Source organism: Eggerthella sinensis, assembly GCF_003339815.1.
GTDB classification, from domain to species: Bacteria; Actinomycetota; Coriobacteriia; order Coriobacteriales; family Eggerthellaceae; genus Eggerthella; species Eggerthella sinensis.
Window position 1 is genome coordinate 1 of sequence record NZ_PPTT01000039.1, and the last position, 12,730, is coordinate 12,730.

The following is a 12,730-nucleotide window of genomic DNA, read 5'->3' on the forward strand; positions in this document are numbered from 1 at the left end:
CCTAAACCCATCCGCAACGTCAGCGTCATCGGGATCCCCATATCGGCGGTAAGCATGTCTTCCGCCCTCGATGCGATCGCCCTTGGTCTTTCCTCTGGAGAGGCACGTGGAAGCTACGTCTGCGTATCGAACGCGCACACGACGGTCATGGCCCATGATAACGAGTCGTATAAAAAGGTGCAGATTGACTCGTTCTTGACGCTCCCCGACGGGAAACCGCTTTCAGTGGCCGGCTCCAAGATTGCTCCCGAGATGGAAAGGGTGACCGGCCCTGATCTTATGAGGAAGATATTCTCGTCTTCCGAGTTCGAAGGAGCCTCGCATTACTTCTACGGCAATACCCGCCCGAACGTCGAAGCGCTGGTAAACACGCTCGGCAAGGAATTTCCCTCTTTGTGCATAGCGGGTTTCGAGCCGTCTCTGTTCCGAGACCTGACGGAAGACGAGAAAAGCGAGCTATGCGAGCGCATCGACGCTTCCGGCGCCGACATCGTCTGGATGGGCCTCGGGGCCCCTCGCCAGGAGATGCTGTGTGCGCAATTAAAAGGAAAGACAAACGCGCTCATGGTGGGCGTCGGCGGAGCTTTCAACGTTCTCGCCGGCATCGTGCCAGAAGCGCCAAGATGGATGCAGAATGCCAGCTTGGAATGGCTTTATCGTCTCATTCAGGAGCCGGGGCGTCTCTTCAAGCGATACGCCGTGACGAACACCCGCTTTTTGTACTTGCTCGCGAAGGAAGGATGCTCCCTTGCTGAATAACGGAACGCTCAAAAACAAGACCCTCATGATCACAGGCGGCACGGGGAGCTTCGGTTCCACGGTGCTGAAGCACTTCATGGATTCCGACGTCGGGGAGATCCGCATCTTCAGCCGCGACGAGAAGAAGCAGGACGACATGCGCCACGCGCTTCAGGAACGCCACCCCGACAAGGCCGGGCGCGTGCGCTTCCACATCGGCGACGTGCGCGAGCCCCAGTCGGTGCGCGACGCCATGCGCGGCGTCGACTACGTGTTCCACGCCGCCGCCCTCAAGCAGGTGCCCTCCTGCGAGTTCTTCCCCATGGAGGCCGTGCGCACCAACGTGATCGGCACCGACAACGTGCTGCACGCCGCCATCGACGAAGGGGTAGACAAGGTGGTGTGCCTGTCGACGGACAAGGCTGCCTACCCGATCAACGCCATGGGCACGTCGAAGGCGATGATGGAGAAGATCATCTACGCCAACGCCCGCAACGGCGCCGGGCGCACCACCATCTGCTGCACGCGCTACGGCAACGTCATGTGCTCGCGCGGCAGCGTCATCCCGCTGTTCATGGAGCAGATCCGCCGCGGCGACCCCGTCACCGTCACCGACCCGTCCATGACCCGCTTTCTCATGAACCTCGACGAGGCGGTCGACCTCGTATGCTTCGCTTTCGAGCACGCCAACCCCGGCGACCTGTTCATCCAGAAGGCGCCGGCGTCGACCATAGGCGACCTGGCCGAGGCGGTGCAGGAGCTGTTCGGCCGCACCGGCACGAACGTGGTGGGGCCGCGGCACGGCGAGAAGCTCTTCGAAACGCTCATGACGCGCGAGGAGCGATTGCGCGCCGAGGACATGGGCGGCTACTGGCGCGTGCGCGCCGACACGCGCGACCTCAACTACGACAAGTTCACGGTCGGCAGCGAGGTGCGCACCCAGGCCGACGACTCCTACACCTCGCACAACACCGAGCAGCTCGACGTGACGGCGACCGTCGAGAAGATCAAGACGGCCGAATACGTGCGAGAGGCCCTCGCCGAGGGGAGCGCGCGATGAAGGTGCTCGTGACCGGCGCGAAGGGCTTCGTCGGGCGCAACCTCGTCGAGACCCTCAAATGCGTCCGCGACGGCAAGGACCGCCGCGCGCGCTACGCCTCGCTGCTGCCGCTCGAGATCTTCGAGTACGACCGCGACTCCAGCGCCGCCGACCTCGAGAGGTTCTGCGCGGAGGCGGACTTCGTGTTCAACCTGGCCGGCGTCAACCGGCCGAAGGACGCCTCCGAGTTCATGGAGGGCAACTTCGGGTTCGCCTCCGATCTGCTGGGAGCGCTCGAGCGGGCCGGGAACCGCTGCCCGGTGATGCTGGCCTCCTCCGCCCAGGCCTCGCTCGAGGGCCGCTACGCGGGCAGCGCGTACGGCGAGAGCAAGCTGGCCGGCGAGGGGCTGTTCCGCGAGCACGCCGAGCGTACGGGGGCCGACGTCCTCGTCTACCGCTTCCCGAACGTCTTCGGCAAGTGGTGCCGCCCGAACTACAATTCGGCGGTGGCCACCTTCTGCCACAACGTGGCGAGGGGCCTGCCCGTCCGCGTGGACGACCCCGCGACCGAGCTGGAGCTGCTTTACGTCGACGACCTGGTTGCGGAGATGCTCGAGGCGCTCCTCGGCAACGCGAGCCGCGGAGACGGCGGGCTCTGCTGCGCCGGCCCCGTCCACCGCGCGACGCTGGGCGAGATCGTGGGGCTGCTCCGCTCCTTCCGCGAAGCGCGCTCGACGCTCGACGTGCCCGACGTGTCGGCCGGCTCCTTCTCCAAGAAGCTCTACTCGACGTACCTGAGCTACCTCGACCCGTCGGACTTCTCCTACGCATTGAAGGCGAACCGCGACGGGCGCGGCAGCTTCACCGAGGTGCTGCGCACCGTCGACCGCGGGCAGGTCTCGGTGAACGTCTCGCGGCCGGGCGTCGTGAAGGGACAGCACTGGCATCATGCGAAATGGGAGAAGTTCTGCGTGGTGTCGGGCGAGGCGCTCGTCCGACTGCGCCGCGTCGGGACCGACGAGGGCGGCGAGCCTTACCCTGTCGTCGAGTACCGGGTGTCCGGCGAGGAGCCGGAGGTGGTCGAGATGATACCCGGCCACACGCACAGCATCGCCAACCTGTCGGACGAGCGAGACCTCGTCACCCTCATGTGGGCCAACGAGCCCTTCGATCCCGAGAACCCCGACACGTATTACGAGGAGGTGTAGCCGTGGGCAAGCTCAAGCTCATGACCATCGTGGGTACCCGTCCCGAGATCATCCGCCTGTCCGAGACGATAAAGAAGTGCGACCGCTACTTCGACCAGACGCTCGTGCACACGGGCCAGAACTACGACTACGAGCTCAACCAGATATTCTTCGAGGACCTGGGGCTGCGCCAGCCCGACGAGTACTTGAACGTGGTGGGGGCTGACCTCGGTGAGACGATGGGCAACGTCATAGCGAAAAGCTACGAGTGCCTTTCCCGTGTGCGACCCGATGCGCTGCTGGTCCTGGGCGACACGAACAGCTGCCTGTCTGCCATGTCTGCCAAGCGCCTCCACATCCCCATCTTCCACATGGAGGCGGGCAACCGCTGCTTCGACGAACGGCTTCCCGAGGAGACAAACCGGCGCATCGTCGACCATATCGCCGACGTGAACATGTGCTACTCCGAGCACGCCAGGCGCTACCTCAACGCCGAGGGGACGGCCAAGGAGAGGACGTTCGTCACCGGGTCCCCCATGGCCGAGGTGCTCTCCGCCCACTGGGATCGCATCGAGGCGTCCGACGTCCTCAGCCGGCTCGATCTGGAGGATAAGGGCTACGTGCTGCTGTCGGCCCACCGCGAGGAGAACGTCGACGACCCGTGCAGCCTCGATACGCTGTTCGAGGCCGTGAACAGCGTCGCGGAGCGCTACGGCCTCCCCGTGCTCTACAGCATGCACCCGCGCAGCGCCAAGCGGCTTGAGGAATCCGGGACCGCGCTGCACCCGCTCGTACGAACGCACGCCCCTTTGGGCTTCACCGATTACAACCGCCTGCAGATGGGCTCGTTCTGCACAGTGAGCGACTCGGGCACGCTGCCCGAGGAGGCCGCCTACTTCAGCTCGAGGGGGCTTCCCTTCCCGGCTGTGTGCGTGCGCACCTCCACCGAGCGCCCCGAGGCGCTCGACGCCGGCGCGTTCGTCATTGGTTCGATCACCGCGGAGCGCGTGCTGCAGGCCGTCGACCTGGCCGTGGAGGCGGTGCGCTCGGGCGACCTCGCCTCGGACGTGCCCGACTACGTCGACGAGAACGTCTCGACGAAGGCGGTCAGGATCATCCAGTCCTACACCGGCATCGTGGACCAGATGGTGTGGAGGAAGGGTTAGGAAATTGGGAGTGTATACATTTATCGATACCGTTCAACGCCTTTTTCACAGGCTCTTCATCATGCCAAGCCTAAAACGATCGTTAGCCAGTTGCGGCACGAAGGTGAGTATTGGGCGTGGAAGCGACTTTAAGGGAAACAAAAACATTCACATCGGAGACGCCTGCTCTATAGGAGTCAATGCAATAATTTGGACGACACGTGCCGAAGTTATTGTTGGTAACTACTTCATGACAGGGCCGAATATCACTATCATTACAGGTGATCATCGAACAGATATTCTCGATAGACCAATGATTGCAATTGGAGACAACGAGAAACTTCCCGAAAACGACGCTGATGTCGTGATCGAAGACGATGTATGGGTGGGGGCAAACGCTATAATTCTCAAGGGTGTTCATATCGCCAAAGGTTGCGTAGTGGCTGCAGGGGCTGTCGTAACCAATGATATTTATCCAACGTATTCAATTTGGGGCGGATGTCCAGCAAGACAAATTGGAAGTCGCATAAATAAATAGAAGTTACAAACCCGTGCAATTCTATTATCGGAGATTTGTTTACAAAGCTGAAGTATCTTCCTATTTCCGTAATTTTTTATCAATAGGAAACTTAAACGAATATATCCTTAAAATGGTCCGTCAGAAAAACCCTTTATGGTAGCTCGATTTGGTAGTAAAGAAGTTCGTACGACTTCTTGGGCTCTTGGCGTATCTCGCCGATACGATCGAAAGGTTGCTTATGAGGATTGAAGCCGTCATGGCAGGGGTGACGCCAAAAGCAACAGGCGGCATCAGTACACTAGTTAAAATGGTCGTGCAAAATGCACCAGAACATGAGATTGATATCGACTACGTGACAACTGCAAACCAGTATGTTGCAAATCCCAGCTTCTTTACCAAAATGAAAAAAATAGCTGTTTTCATGGTCGGAATCGTACGCATACTGTTTCTGCTTTGCGTAAGAGGGAAAAAAATCCTACATTTGCACATGGCAAACAATGCGAGTTTGGATAGAAGTTTCATTCTTTCCCGTATCGCAGTTAGATGCGGAGCATGCATAGTGCTTCAAATTCATTGTGACTTAGCCTATTTTTATAGTGTTGCATCAAAAAAGAGAAAAAGAAAAATCGACTATATTCTAACTCACTCGGATGCCATTATTGTTCTCGGCTCTTACCTGAATAACTTTCTGGCGGATAGCGGAATTGAGAACAATCGTATCGAGTTGCTTCCTAATGCAGTCGACACTCCTTTAAGCAATCCGTATGGCAAACGAATCAAGGGACACATATTATACCTCGGTAATATATGCCCAGAAAAGGGCCTCAATGATTTATTGCGAGCACTCACACTTGCGTCGCCCTATTTACCGAATGGAGTGTACGTGGATTTATGCGGTAGGGACTTGATGGATATTGAGAAGCGCATCGCTGAAATGGGTCTTGGATCGATCGTTCGATATCGAGGCACGGTTGTTGTCAATGCGGGTTTTTTTGAAGACTATATACTCAATATATTGCCTTCCCATAATGAAGCACTCCCATTTTCACTGCTTGAAGCTTCAGCTCAGGGAGTTCCCAGTGTCGCAACAAGGGTTGGAGCCGTCTCCGATGTCATAGCTGATGAAATATCTGGAGTGCTAGTTGATGCTGGAGATGCTTTAGCAATCAGCAACGCCTTGATCAGGCTCACAACAGATGCGGAAGCCCGTTGCCGCATGAGCAGCAATATATACGCCACCGTTTGTGAGAGGTATTCTTCACAAAACTATTTATTGGGACTAAAGAATATCTACGAAAAAGCTTGTATGCGTAAGGATTACAAAAACAAGAATGAGCACGGATTAGATTAAAATGAAAAAAGCATTGTACTATATTGGTCCTTCCTTTTTAGGAGGTGGCGCTGAAAGGGTGATTGCTTCAATCTCAGAATTTCTGGTAAAGCACGATATAGAAGTATGTATCGTCGTAACGAAGCAGCGTCGAGTGCAGTATGAGATTCCCACCGGGGTTCAAATGGTAGAGAAATACGCACAAGAGGATATTTCGCCATTTCAGCAGATACGTGTAATTCGGTCTCTTATGAAAGCACATCCTGAAGCAACTTTTTTATCATTTTTGCCGCATCAAAATTTGTATACCTTACTTGCAAAGACTGGACTCACGAATCGAGTTATTGTTTCGGTAAGGAACGATCCCCGACACGATTTCGAAAACAGCAGGTTACTTCCGATGCTTCGAGATTGTCTATATAAGTATGCTGACGTGATCGTGTTTCAAACCGAGGACGAGGCTGCGTGCTTCCCTCGTCACGTGCGCGACAAAGGGGAGCTGATCTGGAATCCCTTGTCACAAGCTACGCCTTCTCCATATTTCGGGCCCCGTGAGAAACGCGTGGTCTCGGTTGGCAGGCTTGCTTCCCAGAAAAACTATCCGATGGCTTTATTAGCTTTTGCGCAGTTTCACAAAATTCATCCTGATTACACATATGAGATTTTTGGAGAAGGATTTGGGAGCGCTTCTCAAGAGGAGCCCCTAAAACAACTAGTCCACGAATTGGGTTTGGAACAAAGCGTTGTTTTTAGGGGCTTTTCCAGTGAAGTAAACGAACGTGTTCGAACAAGCGCGATGTTCGTTATGGCTTCGCGCTTCGAAGGACTATCCAATTCCATGCTTGAAGCTCTGTCTATGGGTGTGCCCTCTATATGCACGCGCTGTGACGGCGGTGGTGCCGAATCTGTGATTAACGACGGCATAAACGGCTTTTTGGTCGATGTGAATGATGTTGAGATGATGTCAAAATGCATGTGCCGTATCGTCGAAGAGGAAGAATTGGCCGCGTCGTTTTCTCGCGAAGCTGCAAAAATACGTGCCCAGATTGATATCAACGTAATAGGAGAAAAATGGCTGAGCATTCTATGGGGCAATAATGACCGTTAGTCCACGTGCGATCGATGGCCTTACTAACAGGGGATTTTTCGTACATGATAAGACTAGGTGCATAGCACATTATGCGATGATTTATTGCGTTCTCATTTGTGGGCAGTCGTACTTGTATGACTATTACTTGCAGGAAGCAGTACCTTTCGCAGCTGCATTTTTCATGGCGATAGTCATTTTGAGCAGGCGCTATTGGGATTTTCGCACGCTTGCTTTTCTCGGATTTCTTCTGACCTTATCGGGTTTGGTACGTGTCTTTGCTGGCGGAGTTGGTATTGGGGTGTTCCTTTCGTATGGGCTCCGCTTATCCTTGCTGGTTATTGCTATCAAATATGACTATGCAAACTTTCCCAAAAGAATGATTCGCCTTATTACCGTTTTGGCAATCGTTAGCATGGCTTTTTACTTTGCCAGGTTGGTAATCCCAACTCTATTTTACCTGTTACCTTTTAGCCCCTTTTCTTCGCAAGGAACATATTATAATCTGTCGGCTTTTGGGATCGAGAGCTTTCAAACGAAAGGATTACTGCTTGTCAGCATACGTGAAGGAGAAATAAGGAATATCGGCTTTTACACCGAGCCTGGGGTGTACCAAGCAGTTCTGATCGGAGCTCTTTACTATCTACTTTTTCTACGCGAAAAGCTGACCACATCCAATCACGAAGTACTTGCAGAAATAGGATTACTTTCTTTGGCTCTTATCACGTGCGGCTCAACGACGGGCTATCTCTCCTTTATCATAATGATAATTGGCTATTTTATGATGAAGGGTTCGGCTGAGATTAAAAATCGGGTGTTGTTCCTTGTTTTATTATGCATAGTGCTCCTATTTTATGATTACATCGTGAGAGGGGACGGCAGTTTCTTGTCAGAAAGCTTTTTCGACAAGGTCTTCTCAGAGGGAAACTTTTCGTTAATGGAGGGCAACGGAGGCGTGAGGATCGATTCGGTTGTTGCTTCGCTTGAGTCTCTGCTCAAGTCTCCCTTCGGAGTCGGGTTCGACGAGATTACGGCCGCAAAAGGCGAACTAGCCGTCGGTGCCGGCCTATTTACCACATCGGCAGCTTTGGGTTTCCCATTCATTATTGTATATCTGCATTGGCTATTAGGTCCCGTTTTTCGAGCTCGCCTCGGTTCCATTAGAACCGCAATCTATCTGATCGTGTATATCCTGTATGCTGTTTCTCAGGCGCTTGTGCTTACTCCTGTCCTAATTTCCATTTCAATGTATCTTGCACTAGCCCCCAAAGAACAACCGACCGCATACGAGCAACTAAAGCAAGCTTCCTCTCGAATATGAGGCAAGTCCACTATGCCTGACTATAGTGCAAGGAATATAAAAAGGAACAGCACTCTTCTCCTTATCTATAAAGTTGCAAGCATAATTCTCAGCTTCCTTTACGTGCCAATAGTATTGAGGTATTTAGGAGTCGAGCTTTATGGCGTTTGGGCCGTAATTCTGAATGTAGTCTCGTGGATAGCATACTTCGATATTGGCATTGGCAACGGTTTAAGAAATCAATTAAGTATCGCGCTTGCTCGCGAAGAAAACGAGAGCAGCATAAAAAGCCTTGTTTCGAGCGCATATATCCTTCTCTCGGCTATCGTAACCGTGATGGCCATCGTAGCCATTCTGTTGTTCCAGCTGATCAACTGGAATTCCCTTCTTAATGTAGACTCACACCTATACTCGGATTTGAAAGCTCCGATTTGCGTCAGCTTCTTGCTTATGTGTTTAAGTTTCATATTCTCAATTTGTAAAAGTCTCTTCTTTGCTATCCAGAAAGCTCATATTGTTAATCTTTTGGGGGTTGTTCAACAGGCACTGATGCTCGCCAGCGTATGTGCGTTATTTCTATTCCCGACATTGGATGATCCTCTTTTTTCTGTCGCAGTTGTATATGGGTTATCCTCTGTCGTCGTCGGGATTGGCTTCACGGGCGCATTTTTCTATAAACATGAAAAGTATATGCCCTCTTTGAAATACTTCAGTAAAGCCAAAGCTATTGAAGTGACTGACCTTGGCCTCCGGTTTTTCGTTGTTCAAATTGCATCGCTACTCCTATTCAGCACGAGTACTATTATCGTCTCAAACATATTCGGACCAAGTGAGGTAACCCCCTTCTCTACAGCTAATAAGCTATTCATGGCTTTGGCCAGCCTTTACGTGGCTGTCATAACTCCTTTCTGGTCATCAATTACAGCAAATTACGAACGTCAGGGATCGCGAGCGATCCCTGTGGCAATATTGAGCATGGCAAAGCCTTTTCTTGTAACCTTATCTGGATGCTTTCTATTGTATCTATTCTACGATACGGTAATTGCAGTATGGCTGGGTCAGCCACTAGAGAACCCAGACGGTCTGATATTGGGCATGTTCATATATACAGGCATCTACATGTTTAATGCAATTTTCTCCCAGGTAACGAATGGTTTGTCTTGTCTGAAAATGATGATGATCGTGGCAATAGTTCAAGCAATTTTGAACATACCTGTTTCCTATATGCTCGCTTTATCCATCGGAACGAGTACGGGCGTGTTGCTGGGCAATATCCTGGTCATGCTAATCTCGACTGCTGTTTATCCCGCTTACCTGTATTTTAAGTTTTTGCGAAAGCCGAACGATGGCACAAAAACCTCGAGACCGAAGGAACCCCGGCTATGAATGTGATGTGGCTCTGCAGTACACCCCTCCCATATGTCTCCAAACATTATGGACGATCTATCGCGGTTCAGGGCGGATGGATCTCAGGAGCTTTTCACGATCTTATTGAATCTGGTTGTCGCAGTTTGTGCGTATGCTACCCACAAGCCGTCAAACGGGATGTCGAAATATTTAAGGACGGTCGGCTGCTAGCATGCGGATTCCCTTGGAGTCGGAAAAAAGAATCGTACGATTCTACTATCGATTTATTCAAGGCTATGCTGAAAAGAGTTAATCCTGACGTCGTCCATATTTTCGGGACAGAACATGAATTTTGCGAAGCGATGGTAGTTGCCGCCGCAGATGTTGGCATACTCGCAAAAACTGTGGTTTCGATTCAAGGTCTTGTGTCGGAATACTCTAAGGCTTTCTGCCCTGATATCCCCGCTATCACCATGCACGCGACAACGATCTCGGAACTGAAAAGCAGAACTAACTTGATGGCTCAAAAGAAGAGTTATTATGTTCGAGGAATGAACGAAATACGGCTTTTGGGTAGGATTGAACATGTGATGGGACGCACTATGTGGGACTACGCTCATTGCAAGCGTTTCAACCAAAACGTCTCATATCACCATTGCGGAGAAACACTCAGAACTGAGTTTTACGAAGCTGAACCTGGTTACGCAACATCAAGCCACAATATCTTTTTCAGTCAGGGTGGTAAACCGATCAAGGCCCTATACCATTTGATCAGAGCTATGGAAATAGTGCTAGAGAGGTTTCCCGATGCAAAGGTTTTTATCAGTGGCACAAACGGATTCAAAAGCAGCTTGTTGAAAGGATCAAGTTACGATAGGTATCTGAACAGGCTTAGCCGCGATCTCGGGGTTGGCGGTTCGCTGGTTTTTTTGGGTGAAATTAACGCCACAGGTGTAATAGACGCAATGCGGAAATGTGCTTGCTTTGTTTCCACTTCCAGCATCGAAAATTCTCCGAACTCAATGGGTGAGGCTATGATGCTTGGTTTGCCTTGCATCGCCTCTTTTGTTGGAGGCGTTCCCGACATGGCCATTCATCAAAAAGAAGCTTACTTGTATACATGGGGCGATATAGGTCTTTTATCCCATTACATCATGAGCGTTTTCGAAGAACCCAGGCGCGCTTTTGACATTGGCTTTTCAGGAATGAAAAGGGCACGCGAAATCAACCACTCCCGCAGTGCAAACAAACAAGCATTACTGGGCGCATATGAGGAAATTGCAGGAAAAGGGGTTGATCCGTGTGGCTGATGCTCTTTACGTCATAAGGCATATTCCTGGAGACGACGCTCCCACGATGCGGACGAAGGCGATCACGCGACTTCTTCAATCCAACGGCTATAGCGTCGATCTTTTGACTACTTCGTGGACTACGAATGCACACCCTCTTGAAGAGAAAGGATTCAACGACGTGTCCTTTTTTCAGCCTCTCAAAGGTCTTCGGAAAACAAAAAAGGTGATCGAGATGCTGAGTAGCTCATATTCGGCGAAAGCATTAATCCAATACTGTGAAAAATTCTCTCCCAAAATGATTGTCTTCTATGGCGGCAGCGCTAATCTCGTCAAACAAACACTAGAGTATGCAGCTAAGAATAATATCGCAACGCTGGTTGACGAAACGGACTGGTTTAGAGCAAAAGATGCAGCTGGTCTGTATTCGAAAATCTACTACTATTTCGACAACAAGAGGATTGCGAAGATTGACGAAACGCTTTCGGGCCAAATTGCAATAAGTCCTTTCTTTTACAGTTATTTTTGTTCTAAGGGCTGCGATCCCTTTTTTCTCCCAGCAGTGTTCGAGAATACGGAATCCATGAAATCGATAACTCCTTTCGCATCTCAAGATTCGGTAAACATAGTATATGTTGGCTCTCTTGGAGACGGAAAAGATTCTATTGTCCCTTTCATAAGGGCGGTAATGCATCACAACTTAAGGTGCTCGAAGAAAAAAGTGGTTTTCACGATAGTGGGCGCATCGGAAGAAGAATCCGAATTCATTACAAGAATTGCGGAGGAGAGCTATGAGAGCGAGCATATTCGTGTTCTGGAAAGAATGCTCCATGAAGAAGCATTGGAGATAATAAAATCTGCTGATTTCAGCATCCTTTTCAGAAGAGAAGATCTTTACGCGCGTGCTGGCTTTTCTACCAAACTTGCAGAGTCGATGTGCTGTGCCACTCCGGTAATTTGCAATCGCGTTGGAGGTGCCGATTCCGTTATCGACAGTTGGGTAGATGGAATCATCCTGGAAGAAATTACCGATCGCACATTGCGTGAAGCGTTGGAACGCATTGAACTCATGTCGGTAGACGAATTGAGATCAATGCAGAGGAAAGCATCGAGGAAAGCATCGAAGGTATTTGATCTTTCGAATTACGTGCAAGATTTCGGCATATACCTCAATAAACTAAATGGGACGGAAAGGAAGGACTTCCATTGCTTAGAGCAATCCTGTGGGTCTTCAGGTCTAAAAAGGCAAAATTGAAAGCGCTGAAAAAAAGAGGGCTTGAAATAGGAGAAAACTGCGAAATTCTCAACGGCTATAACTTTGGATCGGAACCGTATCTCGTTCATATTGGAAATCACGTCCGAATCACTGCAGGAGTCAACATTACCACTCACGATGGAGGAGTTTGGGTTCTTCGTGGATTGAAAGAGAAGTACGCGGATATTGATCTGTTCCGGCCAGTTATTATTGGCGACAACTGCCACATAGGAATGGGTGCCACCATCATGCCTGGAGTTGAAATTGGCAATAATTGTATTGTCGCCGCCGGTGCCGTAGTTACGAAAAATGTCCCTGACAATTCAATTGTAGGAGGTATCCCAGCTCGATTGCTCTCCACAATTGAAGACTACGAGCAAAAACATCGAGAAGAGTTTTTGCATACGAAAAATCTAACTTGGAAAGGGAAGAAGAATCGAATCCTTAACAAAAATAATCATAATAATTAAATGGCTTGTGCTTGTTGGCGGAA

At 50.9% G+C, this 12,730-nt stretch carries 12 protein-coding genes; all 12 read left to right on the plus strand.

Going from position 1 to position 12,730, the window contains the following annotated elements:
• Positions 1-759, plus strand: a 759-nt coding sequence (locus C1876_RS15870; RefSeq protein WP_148044552.1) for a WecB/TagA/CpsF family glycosyltransferase, incomplete at its 5' end; no start/stop codon positions are given.
• Positions 749-1,798, plus strand: a complete 1,050-nt coding sequence (locus tag C1876_RS15875) for a polysaccharide biosynthesis protein (protein ID WP_274542574.1) — start codon at positions 749-751, stop codon at positions 1,796-1,798. The genes C1876_RS15870 and C1876_RS15875, both read left to right, overlap by 11 nt.
• Complete coding sequence (locus C1876_RS15880; RefSeq protein WP_114547702.1) at positions 1,795-2,985, plus strand: polysaccharide biosynthesis C-terminal domain-containing protein; 1,191 nt, start codon at positions 1,795-1,797, stop codon at positions 2,983-2,985. The genes C1876_RS15875 and C1876_RS15880 overlap by 4 nt, the downstream gene beginning before the upstream one ends.
• A 2-nt stretch (positions 2,986-2,987) precedes the next feature.
• Positions 2,988-4,130 carry a UDP-N-acetyl glucosamine 2-epimerase gene (locus C1876_RS15885; RefSeq protein ID WP_114547703.1) on the plus strand — a complete coding sequence of 381 codons (1,143 nt, stop codon included), beginning with the start codon at positions 2,988-2,990 and terminating at the stop codon, positions 4,128-4,130.
• Positions 4,131-4,140: 10 nt separating this feature from the next.
• A complete protein-coding gene (locus C1876_RS15890; protein WP_211309567.1) occupies positions 4,141-4,647 on the plus strand; it encodes an acyltransferase in 507 nt (168 codons plus the stop codon).
• Between the two features lie 238 nt (positions 4,648-4,885).
• A complete protein-coding gene (locus tag C1876_RS15895; protein WP_158544722.1) occupies positions 4,886-5,980 on the plus strand; it encodes a glycosyltransferase family 4 protein in 1,095 nt (364 codons plus the stop codon).
• A gap of 1 nt (position 5,981) precedes the next feature.
• Complete coding sequence (locus C1876_RS15900) at positions 5,982-7,067, plus strand: glycosyltransferase (protein ID WP_114547705.1); 1,086 nt, start codon at positions 5,982-5,984, stop codon at positions 7,065-7,067.
• A gap of 112 nt (positions 7,068-7,179) precedes the next feature.
• On the plus strand, positions 7,180-8,367 hold the full coding sequence (locus C1876_RS15905; RefSeq protein ID WP_148044554.1) for a hypothetical protein: 1,188 nt from the start codon (positions 7,180-7,182) through the stop codon (positions 8,365-8,367).
• Positions 8,368-8,379: 12 nt separating this feature from the next.
• Positions 8,380-9,732, plus strand: a complete 1,353-nt coding sequence (locus tag C1876_RS15910; protein WP_114547707.1) for a lipopolysaccharide biosynthesis protein — start codon at positions 8,380-8,382, stop codon at positions 9,730-9,732.
• Positions 9,729-11,003, plus strand: coding sequence for a glycosyltransferase family 4 protein (locus tag C1876_RS15915; RefSeq protein WP_114547708.1), 1,275 nt, complete (start codon positions 9,729-9,731; stop codon positions 11,001-11,003). The genes C1876_RS15910 and C1876_RS15915 overlap by 4 nt, the downstream gene beginning before the upstream one ends.
• A complete protein-coding gene (locus C1876_RS15920; protein WP_158544723.1) occupies positions 10,996-12,237 on the plus strand; it encodes a glycosyltransferase family 4 protein in 1,242 nt (413 codons plus the stop codon). The genes C1876_RS15915 and C1876_RS15920 overlap by 8 nt, the downstream gene beginning before the upstream one ends.
• Positions 12,234-12,707 (plus strand): acyltransferase, encoded by a 474-nt coding sequence (locus tag C1876_RS18045; RefSeq protein ID WP_227114779.1) that lies wholly within the window; start codon positions 12,234-12,236, stop codon positions 12,705-12,707. The genes C1876_RS15920 and C1876_RS18045 overlap by 4 nt, the downstream gene beginning before the upstream one ends.
• The last annotated feature ends 23 nt before the right edge of the window (positions 12,708-12,730 follow it).